Origin of the sequence: Pseudomonas sp. ArH3a, from assembly GCF_022648765.1 — a bacterium.
Lineage (GTDB): Bacteria > Pseudomonadota > Gammaproteobacteria > Pseudomonadales > Pseudomonadaceae > Aquipseudomonas.
This window is the reverse complement of the sequence record NZ_CP080330.1, coordinates 5,570,905-5,593,061: the sequence shown is the minus strand read 5'-3', so window position 1 is coordinate 5,593,061 and position 22,157 is coordinate 5,570,905. Positions and strand designations below refer to the sequence as shown.

17 protein-coding genes are annotated in these 22,157 nt (G+C 60.2%); 3 read left to right on the top strand and 14 right to left on the bottom strand.

Annotated features, from left to right (window positions below):
- Positions 1–100: 100 nt before the first annotated feature.
- A complete protein-coding gene (gene nadA / locus K0P33_RS25665; protein WP_242152259.1) occupies positions 101–1,159 on the top strand; it encodes a quinolinate synthase NadA in 1,059 nt (352 codons plus the stop codon).
- A 903-nt stretch (positions 1,160–2,062) separates the two neighbouring features.
- Here the strand turns inward: nadA and K0P33_RS25660 are convergent.
- The 13 genes from K0P33_RS25660 to arcD (K0P33_RS25600) form a co-directional block, all read right to left on the bottom strand.
- On the bottom strand, positions 2,063–3,004 hold the full coding sequence (locus K0P33_RS25660) for an IS110 family transposase (protein ID WP_094953916.1): 942 nt from the start codon (positions 3,002–3,004) through the stop codon (positions 2,063–2,065).
- A 442-nt stretch (positions 3,005–3,446) separates the two neighbouring features.
- Entirely contained in the window at positions 3,447–3,935 is a 489-nt protein-coding gene (locus K0P33_RS25655) for an RDD family protein (protein WP_094950800.1), read from the bottom strand.
- A 94-nt stretch (positions 3,936–4,029) separates the two neighbouring features.
- A complete protein-coding gene (locus tag K0P33_RS25650) occupies positions 4,030–4,251 on the bottom strand; it encodes a cold-shock protein (RefSeq protein WP_094950801.1) in 222 nt (73 codons plus the stop codon).
- 392 nt (positions 4,252–4,643) lie between these two features.
- Positions 4,644–5,768 (bottom strand): glycine cleavage system aminomethyltransferase GcvT, encoded by a 1,125-nt coding sequence (gene gcvT, locus K0P33_RS25645; protein ID WP_094950802.1) that lies wholly within the window; start codon positions 5,766–5,768, stop codon positions 4,644–4,646.
- 39 nt (positions 5,769–5,807) lie between these two features.
- Positions 5,808–7,184 (bottom strand): L-serine ammonia-lyase, encoded by a 1,377-nt coding sequence (locus K0P33_RS25640; RefSeq protein ID WP_242152256.1) that lies wholly within the window; start codon positions 7,182–7,184, stop codon positions 5,808–5,810.
- Positions 7,185–7,372: 188 nt separating this feature from the next.
- The gene (gene gcvP, locus K0P33_RS25635) at positions 7,373–10,210 is read right to left on the bottom strand and encodes an aminomethyl-transferring glycine dehydrogenase (protein WP_242152253.1); all 2,838 of its coding nucleotides are present in this window, start codon (positions 10,208–10,210) and stop codon (positions 7,373–7,375) included.
- Positions 10,211–10,220: 10 nt separating this feature from the next.
- A complete protein-coding gene (gcvH, locus tag K0P33_RS25630) occupies positions 10,221–10,604 on the bottom strand; it encodes a glycine cleavage system protein GcvH (protein WP_005790845.1) in 384 nt (127 codons plus the stop codon).
- Between the two features lie 350 nt (positions 10,605–10,954).
- Positions 10,955–12,463 carry a sigma-54-dependent transcriptional regulator gene (locus K0P33_RS25625; RefSeq protein WP_094950805.1) on the bottom strand — a complete coding sequence of 503 codons (1,509 nt, stop codon included), beginning with the start codon at positions 12,461–12,463 and terminating at the stop codon, positions 10,955–10,957.
- Positions 12,464–12,651: 188 nt separating this feature from the next.
- A complete protein-coding gene (locus K0P33_RS25620; RefSeq protein ID WP_094950806.1) occupies positions 12,652–13,014 on the bottom strand; it encodes a DUF5064 family protein in 363 nt (120 codons plus the stop codon).
- 18 nt (positions 13,015–13,032) lie between these two features.
- On the bottom strand, positions 13,033–13,962 hold the full coding sequence (gene arcC, locus K0P33_RS25615) for a carbamate kinase (RefSeq protein WP_094950807.1): 930 nt from the start codon (positions 13,960–13,962) through the stop codon (positions 13,033–13,035).
- A 182-nt stretch (positions 13,963–14,144) separates the two neighbouring features.
- Positions 14,145–15,155, bottom strand: coding sequence for an ornithine carbamoyltransferase (locus K0P33_RS25610; RefSeq protein ID WP_094950808.1), 1,011 nt, complete (start codon positions 15,153–15,155; stop codon positions 14,145–14,147).
- Between the two features lie 69 nt (positions 15,156–15,224).
- The gene (gene arcA, locus K0P33_RS25605) at positions 15,225–16,481 is read right to left on the bottom strand and encodes an arginine deiminase (RefSeq protein ID WP_094950809.1); all 1,257 of its coding nucleotides are present in this window, start codon (positions 16,479–16,481) and stop codon (positions 15,225–15,227) included.
- A gap of 40 nt (positions 16,482–16,521) precedes the next feature.
- Entirely contained in the window at positions 16,522–17,949 is a 1,428-nt protein-coding gene (gene arcD, locus K0P33_RS25600) for an arginine-ornithine antiporter (protein WP_094950810.1), read from the bottom strand.
- Between the two features lie 443 nt (positions 17,950–18,392).
- On the opposite strand from arcD (K0P33_RS25600), the gene arcD (K0P33_RS25595) reads away from it, so the two are divergent.
- Both arcD (K0P33_RS25595) and K0P33_RS25590 read left to right on the top strand, forming a co-directional pair.
- Positions 18,393–19,820 carry an arginine-ornithine antiporter gene (arcD, locus tag K0P33_RS25595; RefSeq protein ID WP_094950811.1) on the top strand — a complete coding sequence of 476 codons (1,428 nt, stop codon included), beginning with the start codon at positions 18,393–18,395 and terminating at the stop codon, positions 19,818–19,820.
- The gene (locus tag K0P33_RS25590) at positions 19,817–20,680 is read left to right on the top strand and encodes a DNA-3-methyladenine glycosylase (RefSeq protein ID WP_094950812.1); all 864 of its coding nucleotides are present in this window, start codon (positions 19,817–19,819) and stop codon (positions 20,678–20,680) included. The genes arcD (K0P33_RS25595) and K0P33_RS25590 overlap by 4 nt, the downstream gene beginning before the upstream one ends.
- 115 nt (positions 20,681–20,795) lie before the next feature.
- Here K0P33_RS25590 and K0P33_RS25585 read toward each other — a convergent pair whose 3' ends face one another.
- Complete coding sequence (locus K0P33_RS25585; protein ID WP_242152250.1) at positions 20,796–22,145, bottom strand: CoA transferase; 1,350 nt, start codon at positions 22,143–22,145, stop codon at positions 20,796–20,798.
- Positions 22,146–22,157: the final 12 nt, after the last annotated feature.

Genomic DNA, 22,157 nt, shown 5'->3' with positions numbered 1-22,157 from the left:
GCTTGATGAACACAACCACTTCGTCCGGCGGCGCCCAAAGGGCTCCAGAGCCGGTGGTACACTCGACTTTCGCGCAACTGCGCCTGCAGGTCTTGCGAACATGACGCAAATTTCCGAACGCCTTCTGGTTCAAGCCCACCTCGACGCCAAGCAGCCCAAGGCTCTGAGCGCCGAAGAGGAGACGCGCCTGCGTGCCGCCATCGCCGCCGAGCTCAAGGCTCAAGACGCGGTGCTGGTTGCCCACTTCTACTGCGACCCGGTGATTCAGGCCTTGGCCGAAGAAACCGGCGGCTGTGTTTCCGACTCCCTGGAAATGGCCCGCTTCGGCGCTGCCCACCCGGCCAAGACCGTGTTGGTTGCCGGCGTGCGATTCATGGGCGAGACCGCCAAAATCCTCACCCCCGAAAAACGCATCCTCATGCCCACCCTGGAAGCCACCTGCTCCCTGGATCTTGGCTGCCCGGTGGATGAGTTCTCGGCGTTCTGCGATCAGCATCCGGAGCGCACGGTGGTGGTGTATGCCAACACCTCGGCGGCAGTTAAAGCCCGGGCGGATTGGGTCGTCACCTCCAGCTGCGCACTGGAAATCGTCGAAAGCCTGATGGACAACGGCGAGACGATTATCTGGGGCCCGGACAAACACCTGGGCACTTACATTCAGCGCCAGACCGGTGCGGATATGTTGCTGTGGGACGGCGCGTGCATCGTCCACGAGGAATTTAAGTCCAAGCAGTTGGAAGACATGAAGGCGCTGTACCCGGATGCCGCGATTCTGGTGCACCCAGAGTCGCCGACGGCGGTGATTGAATTGGCGGACGCGGTGGGTTCCACCAGCCAACTGATCGCGGCGGCCCAGCGTTTGCCGAACAAGACCTTTATCGTGGCGACTGATCGCGGCATCTTCTACAAGATGCAGCAGCTGTGCCCAGACAAAGTCTTCGTTGAGGCGCCGACTGCCGGTAACGGCGCGGCATGCCGCAGTTGCGCGCACTGCCCGTGGATGGCGATGAATACGCTGGAGCGCACGTTGCAATGCCTGCGTGAGGGCAGCAACGAGATTTTCGTTGAGCCGTCGGTGATTCCACAGGCGGTGCGGCCGCTCAAGCGCATGCTGGATTTTACCCAGGCTGCGCGCCTGAAACTGGCTGGCAATGCCTGACCCAGCTGTAAAAACGGTCAAACTGTGGGAGCTGGCTTGCCCGCGATAGCCATGGGTGTCTACGCAACTTTTTGTGTTGCGCTAAGTTTTTGACGGGGTTTTTAGGTAGATGTGAGTACATATCCGTTGCTGCGGTAACGGCTGCTTAGGGTTCCGCTCTTACAGCGGCTCACTTTTGGAAAGACCCAAAAGTAAGCAAAAGGTCTTCGCCCCACCACTCGGTGCCTCGCCTAGGCTCGGCATGCCCTCACTCCGGCTTGAATCCGTGGGCCGCCGCCATGGGCCATCCTTGGCCCATCGCGGCTAACCCGGCGTCCTGCCGGGTTACCCACGGATTCAAGCCTGCGTTCGGCCATCGTGGTTAACGGGGCGCCTCAGATCAAGATCAAGATCAAGATCAAAAGCAAGAGCACGGCGGCCTAGTAGCCGACCTGAGTGGTAGAAGCAAAAGCAGGGCAAAAGCACAGCAGCACACTCTCTGTCTGATGTACCGAGATCCAACTGTGGGAGCGGGCTTGGCTGCCAGCACCGCAGTGCTCTGCTTTTCTGTGGGAGCTGGCTTGCCTGCGATGCAAGCACCTCGGTGTGTCAGGCATAACCAGCCGATGCCATCGCAGGCAAGCCAGCTCCCACATTAGATTGAGTTCAGTTTCAAATGTCAGGTCGGCTGTCAGGCCGCCTCGGCCGTGCTTTTGATTTGCTTCAACCACTCAGGTCGGCTACTAGGCCGCCGTGCTCTTGCTTTTGATCTTGATCTTAGGCGCCCCGTTAAACCACGCTGGCCGAACGCAGGCTTTGGAGCGTGGGTAAACCGGCAGGACGCCGGTTTAGCCGCGATGGGCCAAGGATGGCCCATGGCGGCGGCCCACGGTCCAAAGCCGGAGTGAGCAACCGTGTCGAAATTCAAGCCATTTCAGCGAAATGCTTTTGATCGCGCACCATCGCATTCAAGATCGTCAGCAGCTTTCTCATGCATGCAACCAGCGCTACTTTCTTCGTCTTTCCTGCAGCAAGCAGATGGTTGTAGAACCTCTCGATCACCGGGTTATGGCTCTTCGAGGACAAGACGGCCATGTAAAGCACACTTCGAACCTCAGCTCGACCACCCCATATCCGTCTACGCCCTTTGTAGAGGCCGCTATCGCAGTTAAAAGGCGCCACACCAACCAAGGCAGCCACTTGTTTGCGATTAACCTTGCCCAGCTCCGGAACCATCGCCAGCAGCGAAAGTGCGAGCACGTTGCCAACACCAGCGACCTCGCGTAGCAAATCATAATTGGCCTTCCAGACCGGGGAAGCCTTGATGGCTTCGTGCAAGTCATCGTCTGTGCTTTTAAGCCGCTTTTGAAGCCAGGTGATATGTGCCTTGATGTCTCTTCGAAGTGCCTTGAATACCGCCTGCTTCAGCCGAGACTCCTCCGCCACGATCATGTCGATGAGTTGGCGGCGTCGAGTGAGTAGATCTGCCAGCTCACGAGTGTGTTCATCTGGCATCTCTCGAATCTCGGGTTTGACCGCCTGGGCAAACTCCGCAATCACCTGGGCATCCAGAGCATCGGTTTTAGCCAACCGACCGGTAGCTTTGGCGAAATCACGCACCTGGCGGGGGTTGACGACAACGACTGGCAGTCCCGCAGCGCAAAGCTCCGCAGCCGCAAGCCGCTCATATCCCCCAGTTGCTTCCAACACCACCAAAACCGGCTCCTGAGCCTTGAGATGTTTAGCTAAACGCTGGATATCTTCTTGAGTATTGAAAAACTGTTCGACTTGGCCAGTGGTGCTGACAAATGAGTCGAGCTTGTTTTTGGAAACATCAATTCCGACAAACGCAGAGTCATGGTCCATGGTGTTTTCCTCACGTCCAACCTTGCAGAATCGGGCTTCGCGCCCTGGCAACCGTTCGGACTAGTTTAGGAAGGAATCTGCTTCGACCCACGCTCACTCACGATCTCGAAATCCGAGGGCATAACGGTCTGAAGCAGATGAAAATCATCTTACAAGGGCACACCGAAGCGTGAGCGAGGTGCCGAGTGGTGGGGCAAGAGCCCTTTTGGTTACTTTTGGGGCTCTTTTCCAAAAGTGACCCGCCGTAAGGGCGGAACCCATAGCAGCCGTTACCCAAATAACGGATATGCACCCAGCGCCCCCACGACAACCAAAGAACTCAACCCATAAAAAAATGTGTAGATACCTATGCTGCGATAGCATCACCCAGGTCTGCCTGATAGACCGAGGTACCTGCATCGCAAGCCAGCCAGCTCCGACATTTGATTTGGGTTGCCTTGAATTACTTCTTCTGCTTCGGAACCCGCACCAACTGCGTATCCGAATAAATGTCATGCCAACTGCGTTTCTGCTTATCAAACAACGACCAGATAAACCCCAACCCCACGCACAGCCACGACGCAATCGACACCACAAAGCGTAACAGCGCCTGCCACAGACTGATCCGCGAGCCGTCGGCGTTCTGTACGCGCACGCCCCACACCTGCATGCCCAGCGTCTGCCCGGAATGGGTCCAGAACTTCGCGAAAAAACCAAACAACACAAAAAACAAAATCGTCGACAGCAACGGGTCACCGTCCAGCGCGCCGGATTCGGTGAGCGTGCGCATCTTGGCTTCGCCGATAAACGCCATCCACACCAGCTTGTAGACAAACGCGGTGACGATCAGCAAGGCGGTGCACAACAGAAAGTCATAAAACATCGCTGCCAGACGACGGCCCAGGCCAACGGCGGGGAATTCGCCTTGGGGGCTCAGCAGGGGTTTGGACATGGCAGTCTCTCTAGAGAAAAAAGCCATTTTACGAGCAAACGCACATAAAAAAGCCCCTGATGTCACCATCAGGGGCTTTTTGTCGCAGTAAGGATCAACCGTCTGCTTGTACTTCGTCAGCCTGCATACCTTTTTGGCCTTGCACGGCGATGAAGCTCACTTTTTGGCCTTCTTTCAGGCTCTTGAAGCCGTTGCCCTGAATAGCGCGGAAATGGACGAACAGATCCGGACCGCTTTCTGGAGTGATAAAACCAAACCCTTTCTCGTCGTTAAACCACTTGACGGTACCGCTCTGACGTCCACTTTTATCCGACATTTTCTTATTTCCTTGACGCAAAAATTAATGACAGCCCCTTTCGCATGAAAGAGTACTGGGCTGGGTTGCAGGAAAGTAAGAGACGTCGAACGGGTTGTAGCGCAACTACTTCAGCTACTGCCCAGGTCCAGGTTCCAAGCGACCCATGCAAACACAGTGAAGAAACTCTACGCCAACTAATGGAGAAAAAACAAGCCCCGTCAAAAGCCCAGGTTTTGCTTGGCTTCATGGCTGTTTGATCAACAATGTGGATCCCACTTATTCGATAGAGTTGATCACTTGTTATAGGTTAAGTGTTAGTGCATTGACTATCGTCAATGCACTGTTTTATGGCGGTTGCGTTACAGTTTAGTGCGCGTTAACGCAACCGCGTTACTTATAGAAACAGTCAATCAGCCACGGTAGTAACGTTGTGGCACGAATGGCATTTTACTTACACGCAGTGGCACCTTTTTCCCACGTACCAACGCAGACACTTCGGTATCCAAGGCGATGAATGCGCTGTCCAAGTAACCCATGGCCAGTGGGCCGCCCAAGGTCGGGCCAAAGCCGCCGCTGCACACGCTGCCGATCACGGTGCCGTGCTCATCGACGATTTCTGCGCCTTCGCGCACCGGGGTACGTTCCTGTGGCAGCAGGCCGACACGCTTACGGCTTACACCGGCTTGTTGCTGGGTGAAGATCCGGTCGGCGCCGGGGAAGCCACCAGCACGTGCGCCGTCGGCACGCCGGGCCTTGGAGATCGCCCACAGCAGGCCGGCTTCAATCGGTGTGGTGTCGGTGTTCATGTCATGGCCGTACAGGCACAGGCCGGCTTCCAGACGCAGCGAGTCACGCGCGCCCAGGCCGATGGCCTGCACTTCGGTCTCGGCCAGCAGGCTACGCGCCAGCGCTTCTGCGTTGCTGGAAGGTACGGAGATTTCAAAACCGTCTTCACCCGTGTAGCCGGAGCGGCTGACGTAGCAGTCCACGCCCAGCAGGCGCAGGGTGGCGAACTGCATAAAGGTCATCTTGGTCACTTCCGGTGCCAGGCGCGCCAGTACCTTCACCGCCGCCGGGCCTTGCAGGGCCAGCAGGGCGCGTTCTTCGAACAGCGGTTCGATGCTGCACTGCTCGCCAATGTGTTTGCGCAGGTGCGCCAGGTCCTGGTCCTTACAGGCGGCGTTGACCACCAGGAACAGCTCGTCGTTACCCAGGTTGGCCACCATCAGGTCGTCAAGAATGCCACCTTGGTCATTGGTGAACATTGCGTAGCGCTGCATGCCGACCGGCAGGTCGATAATGTCGACGGGCACCAGGGTTTCCAGGGCTTTGGCGGCATTCGGGCCGGTCAGGCGGATCTGGCCCATGTGCGACACGTCGAACAACCCGGCGTGTTCACGGGTGTGCAGGTGTTCCTTCATCACGCCCAGCGGGTATTGCACCGGCATGTCGTAGCCGGCGAAGGGCACCATGCGCGCGCCCAGCTCAAGGTGCAGCGCATGCAGTGGGGTTTTCAACAGGGTTTCGGTGGACATATTCAGCTCCTGAAAAACGTGCGGACGCGTGTGTAAGCGTCAGCACTCGATAATGTTGACCGCCAAACCGCCACGGGCGGTTTCCTTGTATTTGCTTTTCATGTCGGCGCCGGTCTGGCGCATGGTGCGGATGACCTTGTCGAGGGAGACAAAGTGCTGCCCATCGCCGCGCAAGGCCATGCGTACTGCATTGATCGCCTTGACCGAGCCCATCGCATTGCGCTCGATGCACGGCACTTGTACCAAGCCGCCAATCGGGTCGCAGGTCAGGCCGAGGTTGTGTTCCATACCGATCTCGGCGGCGTTTTCCACTTGGGACACGCTGCCACCCAACACTTCACACAGTGCACCTGCGGCCATCGAACAGGCCACGCCGACCTCGCCCTGGCAGCCGACTTCGGCACCGGAGATCGAGGCGTTTTCCTTGTACAAAATCCCGATGGCGGCGGCGGTGAGCAGAAAGCGCACCACGCCGTCTTCGTTCGCGCCCGGAATAAAGCGCATGTAGTAATGCAACACCGCCGGCACAATCCCGGCCGCGCCGTTGGTGGGCGCCGTGACCACACGCCCGCCGTTGGCGTTTTCTTCGTTGACCGCCAGCGCATACAGGTTGACCCAATCGAGCACCGACAACGGGTCGCGTAGCGCCGATTCGGGGTTCTTGCACAGCTGGCGATGCAGCGCGGCGGCGCGGCGCTTGACCTTCAAACCACCGGGCAGAATCCCTTCGTTGCGGCAGCCGGCGTCTACGCAGTCTTGCATCACCTGCCAGATTTTCAGCAAACCGGCACGGGTTTCCGCTTCCGGGCGCCAGGCGCCTTCATTGGTCAGCATCACCTGGCTGATCGACAGCCCATAGGTGGCGCAATGGCCAAGCAAGTCCTTGGCGTGCTTGAAGGGAAAGGTCAGGGGCGTGGTGTCTTCGACAATCCGGTCAGCGCCGGCGGCGTCTTCATCCACCACAAAACCGCCGCCGACCGAGTAGTACTCGCGGCTGCGAACCTGGATGCCGGCGGCGTCAAACGCACGAAAGATCATGCCGTTAGGATGGTAGGCGAGGGGTTTGCGAATCATCGCCAGGTGTTCTTTCTCGTTGAACGCAATGCTGTGTTCACCGAGCAGGTTCAAGCGACCGTCGCTGCGCATCTGCGCCAGGCGTGCGGCGACAGTTTCGGTATTCACGGTGTCCGGGTGCTCACCTTCCAGGCCGAGCAGCACGGCCTTGTCGCTGCCGTGGCCTTTGCCAGTGGCGCCCAGCGAGCCATAGAGTTCCACCTTGATGCCGGTGGTGGCGCTCAGCAGGTTGTCGCGCTTAAGGCCTTCGACGAATCGGGCGGCGGCGCGCATCGGGCCAACGGTGTGGGAGCTGGAGGGGCCGATGCCAATCTTGAACAGGTCGAACACGCTAAGGGACATGGTTGTTCTCCGGTTTCTTATTATTTTTCAGGCGTACTCGGTCAAATGGTGGAGGAGGACTGTGTGGGCGCCGGGCTTGCCCGCGATGCAGGCACCTCGGTCTATCAGGTAGACCGAGGTGATGCTATCGCAGGCAAGCCAGCTCCCACACAAGCCAGCTTCTGCATTAAATCGGGTACAACCTCAGGTTACGCGTAGCTCTCGATCGACGGGCACGCACACACCAAATTGCGATCGCCAAACACGTTGTCGACCCGGCCAACCGGCGGCCAGTACTTGCCTTCGATCAGCGACGCAACCGGGTAAACCGCTTGTTCACGGCTGTACGGGTGGCTCCATTCACCGACGATTTCAGCAGCCGTGTGCGGCGCGTTTTTCAGTGGGTTGTCGTCCTTGTCCAACGTGCCGTTTTCTACCGCGCGGATCTCTTCGCGGATGGCAATCATCGCGTCACAGAAGCGGTCCAGTTCTTCCTTGGATTCGCTTTCGGTCGGCTCGATCATCAAGGTGCCCGCCACCGGGAACGACATGGTCGGCGCGTGGAAGCCGAAGTCGATCAGGCGCTTGGCCACGTCGTCGACGCTGATGCCGCTGCTGTCTTTCAAGGGACGCAGGTCGAGGATGCATTCGTGCGCCACCAGGCCATTGCTGCCGGTGTAGAGCACTGGGTAATGCTCTTCGAGGCGACGGGAAATGTAGTTGGCATTCAGGATCGCCAGTTGGGACGCGCGCTTGAGGCCCGCGCCGCCCATCATGCTGATGTACATCCAGGTGATCGGCAGGATGCTCGCGCTGCCGAATGGCGCCGCGCACACCGCGCCTTCCTTGCGTTCCATGGCCGCGTGGCCGGGCAGGAACGGCGTGAGGTGGGATTTGACGCCAATTGGGCCAACGCCGGGGCCGCCACCGCCGTGCGGGATGCAGAAGGTCTTGTGCAGGTTCAGGTGGGACACGTCGCCACCGAACTTGCCCGGTGCGCACAGGCCGACCATCGCGTTCATGTTGGCGCCGTCGATGTACACCTGGCCGCCGTTGTCGTGAATGATGCCGCAGATTTCGCGGATGCCTTCTTCGAACACGCCGTGGGTGGACGGGTAGGTGATCATCAGCGCGGCGAGGTGTTCGCGGTGCTCGATGGCCTTGGCGCGCAGGTCTTCGATGTCGACGTTGCCACGTGCATCGCAGGCGGTGACCACCACGCGCATACCGGCCATGTTGGCGGTAGCAGGGTTAGTACCGTGGGCCGACGATGGGATCAGGCAGATGTCGCGACGCTCTTCGCCACGGCTCTGGTGATAGGCGCGGATGGCGAGCAGGCCTGCGTATTCACCCTGGGAACCGGCGTTAGGTTGCAGCGAGATGGCGTCATAGCCGGTGGCCGCGCAGAGCATGGCTTCCAGCTCGGAAGTCAGCTGCAGGTAGCCGGCGCTTTGTGCGGCCGGGGCGAACGGGTGCAGGGCACCGAACTCAGCCCAGGTCACCGGGATCATTTCGCTGGCGGCGTTGAGCTTCATGGTGCACGAGCCCAGCGGGATCATGGTGCGGTCCAGCGCCAGGTCCTTGTCGGCCAGCTTGCGCAGGTAGCGCATCAGCTCGGTTTCGGAGTGGTAACGGTTGAACACCGGGTGGCTGAGGATCGGCGACTGGCGCAGCAGCGCGGCGGGCAGGGTGCTTTCGGTGTTGGTGAAAGCGGGCAGTGCCTTGCCGTCGGCGAAGATCGACCACAGGGCTTCGATGTCGGCTTGGCTGGTGGTTTCGTCGACCGACAGGCCCAGACGCTCAGCATCGACCACACGCAGGTTGATGCGCTGTGCGTGCGCCTTGTCGTGCAGGGCAGCGGTGTTGGCGCCCGTGTTGAGGGTCAGGGTGTCGAAGAAGTGTGCCTGCTCGACCTTCAAGCCCAAGGCGGTCAAGCCCTTGGCCAGGATCGCGGTCAGCTGGTGAATGCGTTGGGCAATCTGGGTCAGGCCTTTGGGGCCGTGATACACGGCGTACATGCTGGCGATGTTGGCCAGCAGCACTTGGGCGGTGCAGATGTTACTGGTGGCCTTCTCGCGACGGATATGTTGCTCGCGGGTTTGCATGGCCAGGCGCAGGGCCGGCTTGCCGAAACGGTCGACAGACACACCGACCAGACGGCCCGGCATGTCGCGCTTGAACGCATCCTTGGTAGAGAAGTACGCCGCGTGCGGGCCACCAAAGCCCAGCGGCACGCCGAAGCGTTGTGCGCTGCCGATGGCCACGTCGGCGCCGAACTCACCCGGAGGGGTCAGCAGGGTCAGGGCCAGCAGGTCGGCGGCGACCGCGACCAAGGCGTTGGCGGCGTGGAAACGCTCGGTCAGTGCGCGGTAATCAAACACGTCACCGTTGCTGGCCGGGTATTGCAGCAGGGCGCCGAAGAACGCGCTGACGTCGGTCAGTTCACGCTCGTCGCCCACGACCACGTCGATACCCAGCGGCTCGGCACGGGTGCGCAGCACGTCGAGGGTTTGCGGGTGGCTGTGGATCGAGGCGAAGAAGGCGTTGCTGCTCTTGTTCTTGCTCAGGCGCTTACAGAAGGTCATGGCTTCGGCAGCGGCGGTGGCTTCGTCGAGCAGCGAGGCGTTGGCGATCGGCAGGCCGGTGAGGTCGCTGATCAGGGTCTGGAAATTCAGCAGTGCTTCCAGGCGGCCTTGGGAAATCTCTGGCTGATACGGCGTGTAAGCGGTGTACCAGGCCGGGTTTTCCAGCAGGTTGCGCAGGATCGGCGACGGCGTGTGGCAGTTGTAGTAACCCTGGCCGATGTAGGTCTTGAACAGTTGGTTCTTGCCGGCGATGGCCTTGATCTTGGCCAGGGCCTCGGCTTCGCTCAGGCCGTCTTCCAGGCCGAGCACGCTGGTGCCCTTGATGCTTTCCGGGATCACGCTGGCGCTCAAGGCTTCCAGGGAGTCAAAGCCCAGGCTGGTGAGCATTTTTTGCTCATCTTCCTGGCGCGGGCCGATATGACGGGCGATGAATTCGTTAGCGGTGCTGAGATTGATAGTCATGGCGCGCTCCTCAGGCTTCGGCGTTGGCTTTGATCAGGCGGTCGTACGCATCCTGATCCAACAGCTTAGCCACTGCATCGGCATCGGCGGGTTTAAAGCGGAAGAACCAACCTTCGCCCATCGGGTCTTCGTTGACCAGTTCCGGGCTGCCATCGAGTTTGTCGTTGACTTCGAGGACTTCGCCGTCCAGCGGCATGTACACGCCGCTCGCGGCCTTGACCGATTCCACGGTGGAGGCTTCGGCGCCCTTGTCGTAGGCCTGCAACTCCGGCAGTTGCACGAAAACCACATCACCCAGCGCGTTCTGCGCGAAAGCGGTGATACCCACGGTGACGCTGCCATCGGCTTCGGCGCGCAGCCATTCGTGATCTTCAGTGAAACGCAACTCGCTCATGGAAACTCCTCAGGGCCAGATTCGTCTGGTGGACGGGATTGGAATAATGAGGAGTTGCTTAGCAATATCGCGGCCAATGTCATTAAGTTGTTTTAAATCAACAAGTTAATAAAATTGGTTATGGCGTTAGACGTTTTGGCTGTAGCGATTTCGCTACAGTCGGGCTTGTGAAAAAAAGCCTATGTGGATCAAAGCCTTGCATGGCGCGCAAAAAACAGGGTTGTAGCGATATCGTTACGCTGTAGCGCTTTCAGTACAGTCGATGTCGTTCTCAGACCCAATTTTGTGTGGAATGCGATCACTGTGGGAGCAGGCGAGCCAGCTCTCACATTTGGACTGCGTTTATTCAGTCAGGGTTTGCTGGGGATGCCGTACTTGCGCAGGCGATGGGCGATGGCTGTGTGCGAGGTCTGCAAGCGGCTGGCCAGTTGGCGGGTCGAGGGGTAACTGGCGTAGAGCTTCTCCAGCAGGCTGCGCTCGAAGTCTTCCACCGCCTGTTCCAGGCTGTCGACTTCGCCGTCGCTCTGGCGCGCCACCGAGGTGCCGGCGATGTCCAGGTCGCCGATGTCCACCAAACTGCTTTCGCAAATGGCGGCGGCGCGGAAGATCACGTTTTGCAGTTGCCGAACGTTGCCCGGCCAGCGGTTGCCCAGCAGCGCCGGGTAAGTGCCGGGCGCCAGGCGGCACACCGGGCGCTGGATCTGCGCGCAGGCCTGCTGCATGAAGTAGCGGGCGAGCAGCAGGATGTCTTGGCCGCGCTCACGCAGCGGCGGTACTTCGACGTTGAGCACGTTGAGGCGGTAGAACAGGTCTTCGCGAAACGTGCCCTCGCTAACCATCTTTTCCAGGTCGCGGTGGGTGGCGCTGAGGATGCGCACATTGACCTTCACTTCGCGGTCACCGCCCACCCGGCGGAAGCTGCCATCGTTGAGAAAGCGCAGCAGCTTGGCCTGCAAATACGGTGACATCTCGCCGATTTCATCAAGAAAAACGGTGCCCTGGTTGGCCAACTCCATCAGCCCCGGCTTACCGCCGCGCTGCGCACCGGTAAAGGCGCCGGGGGCGTAACCGAACAGTTCACTCTCGGCGAGGTTTTCCGGCAACGCTGCGCAGTTCAAGGCCAAAAACGGCGCACTGTGGCGCGCGCTGATGGCGTGGCAGGCACGCGCCACCAGCTCTTTGCCGGTGCCGGTTTCGCCCTGGATCAATAACGGTGCATCCAGTGCGGCGACGCGCTGCGCACGGGCCTTGAGGGTGCGAATCGCTGGGGACTCGCCCAACAACGCATCAAACCCTTCGGCATGGTCATGGTGCAGTGCCGACAGCTGTTCGCCGATGCGGTTGGGCGGGTACAGGGTCAGCAGGGCGCCGGCGTCGGTGATTGGTGTGGCGTCCAGCAACAGGGTCTGGCCGTTCACACTGATTTCGCGCAGGGGCAGGCGAAAGCCGTGTTCCAGCAAGGTGCCCAGCAGCGCGGGATCGTTGAACAGTTCGCTGATGCTTTCCCCGGCCGGCTCGCGGCCGTACAGGGCGATCAGCGCCGGGTTGGCCAGCAGGATCTTGCCGGCGCTGTCCAGGGCCAGCACCGGGTCGGTCATGGCCGCCAGCAAGGCGTCGAGCTGCAAGTGACGGCGCTGGCCGGGGAGGATGTCGACCACGGTGACCGCCTGTACGCCGTGCACGCTGAACAGCGCGTCGCGCAGCTCTTCGAGCACCTCGGCGCTCAGTGTCGGGGCGTCGATGTAGACGTTGGGCGGCACCATCTCCACCGCATCCAGGTTGAGATTGCGCCCACCGAGCAAGGCCAGGACTTCCTGGGTAATGCCGACGCGGTCGATAAAGCTGACGTGGATACGCATGGGGCAGCTGACAATTCTGGGGAGCTTGAGGCGGCAAGTATGCCTGACAGGTGATAGAGATCAAAAATGTGGGCAGGCTGGCTTGCCTGCGATGGCGAACGATCAGTCAATATTTGCGGCGACTGATCCACCGCTATCGCAGGCAAGCCAGCCCCCACAGTTGATCTGTTTTGGCTGTGGGAGCGGGGTTATTCCAGGTGTTCGGGCTTGACCGGATCTCCCGACTTCACATCCAACTGATGCCGTACATCCTCAAACATCAGGTCGTACTGCTTGTGCATCTGCCCGTTAAGCGTCGCAATCTTCGGCATCCCATACTTCTGCGCGCGGTTCATCGCGTGCCGGGCGAAATCAAATGCCTGGTCCTTGGGCAGGAAGAACTCTTCCTTAAGGTCCTTGCCTTGCACCGATCCGTGCAGTTTGAAGAGCATTCCCTTGCCTTCCTTTGGATCCTGGATGACCTCGTAGTCGATGCACAGGTTGTAGCTGTAGTCATCCTTGTTGAGCGCGTGACGTTCGACGTGCAAGTGACCGGGTTCAAAGGTGGCCATAGGCGTTTCTCCTCTACTTCACAGGTAGGTGATGCCAGGTTTTGCCGTGCTGATGCGCGTGCCGGCGCTGCCCTGGACGATGGCTTCGATGTCCGAGAGTGAACCGATGACGGCAGTTTTGCCAGTCTGGCGGGCGAACTCGCAGGCGGCTTGCACCTTCGGGCCCATGGAGCCGGCGGCGAAGCCGAGTTTTTCCATTTCGTCGGGGTGGGCCTGGCCGATGGCCTTTTGGGTCGGCTTGCCGAAGTCGATAAACGCAGCGTTGACGTCGGTGGCGATCACCAGCAAATCGGCGTCCAGTTGCGCGGCCAGCAGCGATGAACACAGGTCCTTGTCGATCACCGCTTCAATGCCGCGCAGCTTGCCGTCTTCGCCATACAGGGTTGGAATCCCGCCGCCACCGGCGCAGATAACAATGGCGCTTTTTTCCAGCAGCCACTTGATCGGGCGAATTTCAAAGATGCGTTTCGGGCGTGGGCTGGCAACCACGCGGCGGTATTTATCGCCGTCCGGGGCGATGGCCCAGCCTTTTTCGGCGGCGAGTTTTTCGGCTTCGGCTTTGGAATACACCGGGCCGATGGGCTTGGTCGGGTTCTGGAAGGCCGGGTCCTTGGGGTCCACTTCTACCTGGGTCAGCAAGGTCGCGAACGGCACTTCGAAGTCCAGCAGGTTGCCCAGTTCCTGTTCGATGATGTAGCCGATCATGCCTTCGGTTTCGGCGCCCAGCACGTCAAGCGGGTAGGGCGACACGCTGGTGTAGGCCGCCGCCTGCAACGACAGCAGGCCGACTTGCGGGCCATTGCCGTGGGCGATCACCAGCTCGTTGCCGGGGTGGATCTTGGCGATCTGTTCGGTGGCGATTCGGATGTTGGTGCGTTGGTTGTCCGCAGTCATGGGTTCACCACGGCGGAGCAGGGCGTTACCGCCCAGTGCAACGACGATACGCATAATGCAATCCTTCTAGAATTTAGCTTTGTGACCACAGGACAAAATGTGGGAGCGGGCTTGTGTGGGAGCCGGGCTTGCCCGCGATGGCATCACCTCGGTACATCTGAACTACCTAGGCGTCTGCATCGCAGGCAAGCCAGCTCCCACATTGACCGTGTTCCAACAGTGGGAGCGGTGTTGAGTTAGATATCCGCGAGCGCCGACACCAGAATCGCCTTGATGGTATGCATGCGGTTTTCCGCCTGCTCAAACGCGATGTTGGCCGGCGACTCGAACACGTCTTCGGTCACTTCCACGCCATTGGCCAGGTTCGGATAACGCGCGGCGATGTCCTTGCCGACCTTGGTTTCGCTGTTATGAAACGCCGGCAGGCAGTGCATGAATTTCACTCGAGGGTTGCCCGAGGCTTTCATCATCTTGGCGTTGACCTGGTACGGCAGCAGTTGCTCGATTCGTTCGTCCCACGCTTCCACCGGCTCGCCCATCGACACCCAGATGTCGGTGTGGATGAAGTCCACGCCTTTCACCGCTTCTTTCGGGTCTTCGGTGATGGTGATGCGCGCGCCGCTTTCGATGGCAAACGCCTGGCACTGCTTGATGAAATCTTCATGCGGCCACAGCGCTTTTGGCGCGCCGATGCGCACGTCCATGCCCAGCTTGGCGCCGATCATCAACAGCGAGTTGCCCATGTTGTAGCGCGCGTCGCCCAGGTAGGCGTAGCTGATGTCGTGCAGCGGCTTGTCGCTGTGCTCGCGCATGGTCAGGGTGTCGGCGATCATTTGGGTTGGGTGGAATTCGGCGGTGAGGCCGTTGAACACCGGCACACCGGCGAACTTGGCCAGCTCTTCGACGATTTCCTGCTCAAAGCCACGGTATTCAATCGCATCGAACATGCGGCCGAGTACGCGGGCGGTGTCTTTCATGCTTTCTTTGTGGCCGATCTGCGACGACACCGGGTCGATGTAGGTGACGTGGGCGCCTTGGTCATGGGCCGCCACTTCGAACGCGCAACGGGTGCGGGTCGAGGTTTTTTCGAAGATCAGCGCGATGTTTTTGCCCTGCAGGTGCGGACGCTCGGTGCCGGTGTATTTGGCGCGCTTGAGGTCGCGGGACAGGTCCAGCAGGTAGTTCAGCTCGCGCGTGGTGTGGTGCATCAGCGAGAGCAGGCTGCGGTTGCGCATGTTAAAAGCCATGGTGGATCTCCTTCTGTTTAGGTTATCCCCTTGGCCGGCGCCTTGTGAGCGGCGGCCAAGGCCTGAAAATTAGTAGTCGATTGGGTCGCGGATGATCGGGCAGGTCATGCAGTGGCCGCCGCCACGGCCGCGGCCGAGTTCACCGGCGCTGATGGTGATGACTTCCACACCGGCCTTGCGTAGCAAGGTGTTGGTGTAGGTGTTGCGGTCGTAGCCGATCACCACGCCTGGCTCCAGGGCGACCACGTTGTTGCCGTCGTCCCACTGCTCGCGTTCGGCGGCGAAGCTGTTGCCGCCGGTTTCGACGACACGCAGGGCCTTGAGGTTGAGTGCGGCGGCCACGGTTTCGAGGAAGTTGGTTTTCTCCCGTTGAATATCGATGCCGTGTGGCTTGCTTTCATCAGGGCGCAGAGTGAAGGGCACGATCTGGTTGACCACTTCGGGGAAGATGGTGACCAGGTCGCGGTCGCAGAAGCTGAACACGGTGTCCAGGTGCATCGCCGCGCGGGATTTCGGCAGGCCGGCAACGATCACGCGTTCCACGGCTTTGTTTTTGAACAGGTTACGCGCCAGTTGGCCAATGGCCTGGTGGGACGAGCGTTCACCCATGCCGATCAACACGACGCCATTGCCGATAGGCATCACGTCGCCGCCTTCCAGCGTGGCGGCACCGTGTTCCTGGTCGGGGTCGCCGTACCAGATCTGGAAGTCCGCGTTGGTGAACTCGGGGTGGAATTTGTAGATGGCCGAGGCCAGCAGGGTTTCCTGACGTCGCGCCGGCCAGTACATCGGGTTGAGCGTCACGCCGCCATAGATCCAGCAGGTGGTGTCGCGGGTGAACTGGGTGTTGGGCAGCGGCGGCAGAATGAAACTTGAGTGGCCGAGGAAGTCGCGGAACATCTCGATGGTTTTGCCACCGAAGCTGCTCGGCAGGTCATCGGCCGACACGCCACCAATCAGGTACTCGCTGATTTTGCGCGGTTCCAGGCTGCGCAACCAGGAGCCGACTTCATCGACCAGGCCCAGGCCCACCGTATTCGCGGTGATCTTGCGTTCCAGGATCCAGTCCAGGGCTTCGGGGATGGCGACGATATCGGTCAGCAGGTTGTGCATTTCCAGCACATCAATGTCCCGCTCGCGCATCTTGGTGACGAAGTCGAAATGGTCGCGCTTGGCCTGGGCCACCCACAGCACGTCATCGAACAGCAGTTCATCGCAGTTGTTGGGGGTCAGCCGCTGGTGGGCCAAACCTGGGGAGCACACCATGACTTTGCGCAGTTTGCCGGCTTCGGAATGTACGCCGTACTTCACTTTTTCCGTGGTCATTACAGATCCTCCAGTGAACAAAGCTTTCTTTAGATAAGAGCTACAGAGTCAAGAAGCCGTCGTAGAGGCCATAAGCAGCCACCAGGGCGCCAATGACGACGGCGGCGAAAATCAGCTTCTCGACGTTGGTGAAAATCGGTTTGCCCAGTTCATGCTTGGCCTTGGCGAACAGGATCACGCCGGGGGCGTAGAGCAGGGCGGAGAGCAGCAGGTATTTGGTGCCGCCGGCGTAGAGCAGCCAGACCGCATAGATCAACGCGATGGCGCCGATGAACAGGTCTTTCTTGCGTTCGCGCAGGGCGTTTTCGTAGGTCTCACCGCGCACTGCCAGCAGCAGGGCGTAAGCCGCCGACCACAGGTAAGGCACCAGGATCATCGAGGTGGCGAGGTAGATCAGCGACAGGTAAGTGCTGGCGGAGAACAGCGTAATCACCAGGAAAATCTGCACCATGGCGTTGGTCAGCCACAGGGCGTTGGCCGGCACATGGTTGGCGTTCTCGCGGCGCAAAAACTCCGGCATGGTGTGGTCTTTGGCAGCGGCGAACATGATCTCCGCACACAGCAACACCCACGACAGCAGTGCGCCGAGCAGCGAGATGATCAAGCCGACGCTGATCAACACCGCGCCCCAGTGGCCGACCACATGCTCAAGCACGGCCGCCATCGACGGGTTCTGCAGCTTGGCCAGTTCCGGCTGGGTCATGATCCCCAGGGACAATACGTTCACCAGCATCAGGAACAGCAGCACGGTGATAAAGCCGATCACGGTGGCCTTGCCCACGTCGCTGCGTTTTTCCGCACGGGAGGAGAAGATGCTCGCGCCTTCGATGCCGATGAACACCCACACGGTGACCAGCATCATGTTGCGCACCTGGTTCATCACACTGCCCAGGTCCGGGTTTTTCACGCCCCAGATGTCAGCGGTGAAGATATCCAGCTTGAACGCGAACAGCGCGATCAACACGAACAGCACCAGCGGCACGATCTTGGCGACGGTGGTCACCAGGTTGATGAACGCGGCTTCCTTGATCCCGCGCAGCACCAGAAAATGCACGGCCCACAGCAACACCGAGGCGCCAATCACTGCCGCCGGGGTGTTGCCTTCGCCAAAGATCGGAAAGAAGTAACCGAGGGTGCTGAACAGCAACACGAAGTAACCGACGTTGCCCAACCAGGCGCTGATCCAGTAGCCCCAGGCGGACGAGAAACCCATGTAGTCGCCGAAGCCGGCCTTGGCGTAGGCGTACACGCCGCCGTCGAGGTCAGGTTTGCGGTTGGCCAGGGTCTGGAACACGAAGGCGAGGGTCAGCATGCCGATGGCGGTAATCACCCAACCGATCAACACCGCACCCACGTCGGCGCTGGCGGCCATGTTTTGCGGCAGTGAGAAGATTCCGCCACCAATCATTGAGCCCACGACCAGTGCAACCAGTGCGCCTAATCGAAGTTTTCCGGGAGATTCAGACATTGCATGACTCCAATGCAGGAGAAGAGAGACCACAGAATAATTCCGTGCGCTGTTCGAACAGCTGACTTAGATCAGGTCATTGGCACATTCCATTGTGAATTAATGACTTAGGAGTAAAATCCTGGGGCGATACTTTTCCTCGCAAAAGCGCGTTCCAGAGCGCTTCTGCGTTGCAGTGATCATGTCGTCAAGAGAGTGGACTGTTGAAACTAGCCCTTTCTGCTGAATGTGCAATCTATTTCGGGACGGGTTACCAAATAGTCAGAGGCTGGCAAAGTGCCTGCCTTATTTAAAATCTAAATAAACCTAAACTTCATAAACAGTCATACCAATGCGTTATGAGCTGACGGTTTTATCGCTGTCTTTAATAAACGCTACACTCGCTGAATTAATTAGTTGAGTGCACGCTTGTTAGCTCAATTGTTATTTATTCAGGAGTTTGCATGTCTCAACCGGCCCCAAAGCTCAAACTCAGCGCGCTGATCGCGCTGGTGGTGGGTTCGATGATCGGCGGGGGGATTTTCTCTTTGCCGCAGAACATGGCCGCGCGCGCCGAGGTGGGCGCCGTGTTGATCGGCTGGGTGATCACCGCCGTGGGCATGCTGACCCTGGCGTTCGTGTTCCAGACCCTGGCCAACCGTAAACCCGAGTTGGATTCCGGGGTGTATGCCTACGCCAAGGCCGGGTTTGGTGATTACATGGGGTTCTCGTCGGCCTGGGGTTATTGGATCAGCGCGTGGATGGGCAATGTCGGTTACTTCGTGTTGCTGTTCAGCACCCTCGGCTACTTTTTCCCAGTGTTCGGCCAGGGCAATACGCCGGTTGCCATCGGCTGCGCGTCGCTGTTGCTGTGGGCTGTGCATTTTCTGGTGATGCGCGGGATCAAGGAGGCGGCGTTCATCAACCAGATCACTACCGTGGCGAAGATTGTGCCGTTGGTGATGTTTGTGGTCATCGCCGCCGTGGCGTTCAAAGCCGATATCTTCACTCGCGATATCTGGGGCCTGGGCAACCCGCAATTCGGCAGCGTGGTTGATCAAGTGCGCAACATGATGCTGGTCACCGTATTTGTATTTATTGGTATCGAGGGCGCCAGCGTGTATTCGGCGCGGGCCGAGAAACGTTCGGACGTCGGCCGGGCCACGGTTATAGGGTTTCTTGGGGTGCTGGCGCTGCTGGTGCTGGTGAATGTGTTGTCCCTGGGGATCATGAGCCAGCCGGAGTTGGCGCAATTGCAAAACCCGTCCCTGGCGGGTGTGCTGGAACATATCGTCGGGCCGTGGGGCGCGATGGCGATCAGTATCGGCCTGGCGGTTTCGTTGCTCGGCGCCTTGCTGTCCTGGGCGCTGCTGTGTGCGGAAATCCTCTACGCCACCGCCCATGACAAGACCATGCCGGCCTTCCTGAAGAAGGAAAACGCCAACCAGGTGCCGGTCAACGCGCTGTGGCTGACCAATGTAATGATCCAGATCTTTCTGGTGATCACGCTGTTTTCCCACAGCACCTACACCACGCTGATTTACCTGGCCTCGTCGATGATTCTGGTGCCGTACCTGTGGTCGGCGGCGTATGCGGTGCTGCTCAGCGGGCGCGGCGAAACCTACGAAGGCGCCCGGCGCCAGCGCATGCAGGACTTGCTGGTGGGCCTGATCGCGCTGGTTTATGCGCTGTGGCTGCTCTACGCAGGGGGCCTGAAGTACCTGATGCTCTCGGCGCTGCTGTATGCGCCCGGTGTGATCCTGTTTGCCCTGGCCAAGCGCGAGCAGGGCCAGCCCTTGTTTACCCACGTGGAAAAAGGCATTTTCAGCTGCGTGGTCGCGGGCGCGGGGCTGGCGGCGTATGGGCTGTATAGCGGGGTGTTGTCGTTGTGAGACTGGCGTATCAGGCGCCCTATGACTGGGCGGCGATGGTGGGCTTTTTGTCGGCGCGGGCGATCACGGGGTTGGAGACTGTTGAGGCTGGCGTCTATCGGCGCAGTATCAGCGTGAATGGGCTGCTCGGCTGGATCAGCGTGGCGCCGGGCGCGGGCGACTGGCTGGAAGTGGATGTTGAGTTTCCTGACGCTGCGGCGCTGCCCGAGATCGAGCGGCGCCTGAGGGCTATGTTCGATCTGGATGCCCAGCCCGAGTTGATCAATGCGCAATTGGCTGTTGACCCGCTGATGGCGCAGTTGGTTGCGGCCCGCCCCGGCCTGCGCGTGCCAGGCACTTGGGACGGGTTGGAACTGGCAATTCGCGCAGTCCTGGGCCAGCAGATCACGGTGGTCGCGGCGATTCGCCTGGCGGGCAAGTTGGTGGCCCAGTATGGCCAGCCATTGCAAACCCCATACGCCGGTATCACGCACGTTTTCCCGACGGCTGAAGTTTTGGCAGCGGCGGATTTGGCCACGCTGGGCATGCCGAAAGCACGGGGGCGCACCTTGTCCGGGGTGGCCCAGGCGTTGTTGGATGATTCGCAGCTGTTTGAGCCCAAGGCCAGCCTCCAGGAAGGCGTGGCGCGGTTGGTGGCCTTGCCGGGGATTGGTGACTGGACGGCGCAGTACATCGCCATGCGCCAGTTGCGTGAGCCGGATGCGTTTGCGTCAGGGGATATTGGCTTGATCAATGCGTTGGCGGCGCTGGAAGGTGGGCCGGTCAGTGCTCGACAGTTGCTGGCGCGGGCTGAGGCGTGGCGGCCGTTGAGGGCGTATGCGGCGCAGCATTTGTGGACGTCGTTGAGCCGGGTGGATTAGTGGCGTCTGGGAGGGCCTTATCGCGGGCAAGCCCGGCTCCCACCGTTGACCGAGTTGTCTGAACGGTACTCGGTCAACGGTGGGAGCTGGCTTGCCTGCGATAGCGGACTTCAAGTCACCACTGAGCCCGATGTGAACCCAATTCCCCCGCCGGCAAATCCCACTGCAACGGCGTACCACTGATGCTCACCGGCGCCAGCAACCGATGGGCCAGGCCCCACGCCGTCTGCTCCTCCACCACACCTTGATCACTCGGTTCTTCGGCCCGCAACGCCGGCTGCTCCGGCACTTGCCCGGCCTCCACCAGCAACTTCGCCGTACGTGCCAATGATAACCGCGCCGCGCCGCCACGCCCGGTGTTCAAGCGTTCGCTCAACGCCTGAATCGCACTGGCCGCCATCAAATACCCAGTGGCATGATCCAACGCCTGCAACGGCAGCGGCACCGGTTTGTCCGCGTGTTTCCAGGCCATGCCCGCGTCGGCAATCCCGCTGCTCATCTGCACCAGGCTGTCGAAGCCGCGCCGATTGCGCCACGGGCCGCTCCAGCCATAGGCGTTGAGGCTTACGTCGATCAGGCCGGGGGCGAGGGTTTGCAGTTTAGCGGCGGTGTAGCCCAGTTGCTCAAGGGCGTCGGCGCGGTAGCCGTGGAACAGAATGTCGGCGGACTTGAGCAAGCTTTCAAACACTTGTCGGCCTTCGGGGCTTTTCAGGTCGAGGCGTGCGCAGCGTTTGCCCAGGGTCATTTCCGGCACTACGCCGGGTTCGTTCCAGGTCGGTGAGTCGATGCGCAGCACATCGGCGCCCAGCCCCGCGAGGAAACGACTGGCCACGGGGCCGGCCAGCACGCGGGTCAAGTCCAGCACTTTAATGCCCGCCAGCGGGCGCGCTACCGAGCCGAGCCAGGGTTTGTCGGTGGTGGGGTCGAAGGTCTGGCGCTGCACCAGCGCTTCGGTATTCACCGCCAACCCTTGGGGATGGGTTTGCCAGGCCTGCCATGAACGCATCTGCGCCGCGCAGCCGCCGGCCTCGACAATCGCCTGTTCCAGTTCGGCGGCGTTCCATGTCGCAACGTTGCTGGCCATCTCGGCGCGGTCATTGACCTTGCCCAATACGCGCTCGGCGGCGGCTCGGTGGTGCGGCGCATTGGTGTGTAAACGAATCCAGCCATCGGCGCTGGCGTAGTCACCGGCTACCGGGTCCCATAACGACGGCGTTTGCCAGCCCACGGGGCGAATCGAGGACGAGAACCAGAAGGAGGCGAGGCGCCGGTCCACACTGACGCTGGGCAAACGCCCGGTCTGTTGGCGGATCAATTCGGCGATGGCCTGGCCGGCAGCGCCGAGGCTGGCACTGGCCAGTTCGGTCACGGCAAAGGCCGAGGGCAAGGCGCCAGCCTCTGTGAAGGTCAATGGGGTGTGTGGTAGGTCGAGTGCGGCTTGGATGGGAGTCAGCAGGTCAGTCATCAAAGGCCCTCC

Excerpts from the sequence above, each read along its gene's own strand:
- gcvH (WP_005790845.1), bottom strand. The coding sequence starts at position 10,604 with ATGAGCGAGTTGCGTTTCACTGAAGATCACGAATGGCTGCGCGCCGAA.
- K0P33_RS25620 (WP_094950806.1), bottom strand. The coding sequence starts at position 13,014 with ATGGCCACCTTTGAACCCGGTCACTTGCACGTCGAACGTCACGCGCTC.
- K0P33_RS25660 (WP_094953916.1), bottom strand. The coding sequence starts at position 3,004 with ATGGACCATGACTCTGCGTTTGTCGGAATTGATGTTTCCAAAAACAAG.
- K0P33_RS25625 (WP_094950805.1), bottom strand. The coding sequence starts at position 12,463 with ATGCGTATCCACGTCAGCTTTATCGACCGCGTCGGCATTACCCAGGAA.
- K0P33_RS25610 (WP_094950808.1), bottom strand. The coding sequence starts at position 15,155 with ATGGCTTTTAACATGCGCAACCGCAGCCTGCTCTCGCTGATGCACCAC.
- K0P33_RS25585 (WP_242152250.1), bottom strand. The coding sequence starts at position 22,145 with ATGACTGACCTGCTGACTCCCATCCAAGCCGCACTCGACCTACCACAC.
- K0P33_RS25650 (WP_094950801.1), bottom strand. The coding sequence starts at position 4,251 with ATGTCGGATAAAAGTGGACGTCAGAGCGGTACCGTCAAGTGGTTTAAC.
- nadA (WP_242152259.1), top strand. The coding sequence starts at position 101 with ATGACGCAAATTTCCGAACGCCTTCTGGTTCAAGCCCACCTCGACGCC.
- arcD (WP_094950811.1), top strand. The coding sequence starts at position 18,393 with ATGTCTCAACCGGCCCCAAAGCTCAAACTCAGCGCGCTGATCGCGCTG.
- K0P33_RS25655 (WP_094950800.1), bottom strand. The coding sequence starts at position 3,935 with ATGTCCAAACCCCTGCTGAGCCCCCAAGGCGAATTCCCCGCCGTTGGC.
- arcC (WP_094950807.1), bottom strand. The coding sequence starts at position 13,962 with ATGCGTATCGTCGTTGCACTGGGCGGTAACGCCCTGCTCCGCCGTGGT.
- K0P33_RS25640 (WP_242152256.1), bottom strand. The coding sequence starts at position 7,184 with ATGTCCCTTAGCGTGTTCGACCTGTTCAAGATTGGCATCGGCCCCTCC.
- gcvT (WP_094950802.1), bottom strand. The coding sequence starts at position 5,768 with ATGTCCACCGAAACCCTGTTGAAAACCCCACTGCATGCGCTGCACCTT.
- arcA (WP_094950809.1), bottom strand. The coding sequence starts at position 16,481 with ATGACCACGGAAAAAGTGAAGTACGGCGTACATTCCGAAGCCGGCAAA.
- arcD (WP_094950810.1), bottom strand. The coding sequence starts at position 17,949 with ATGTCTGAATCTCCCGGAAAACTTCGATTAGGCGCACTGGTTGCACTG.
- gcvP (WP_242152253.1), bottom strand. The coding sequence starts at position 10,210 with ATGACTATCAATCTCAGCACCGCTAACGAATTCATCGCCCGTCATATC.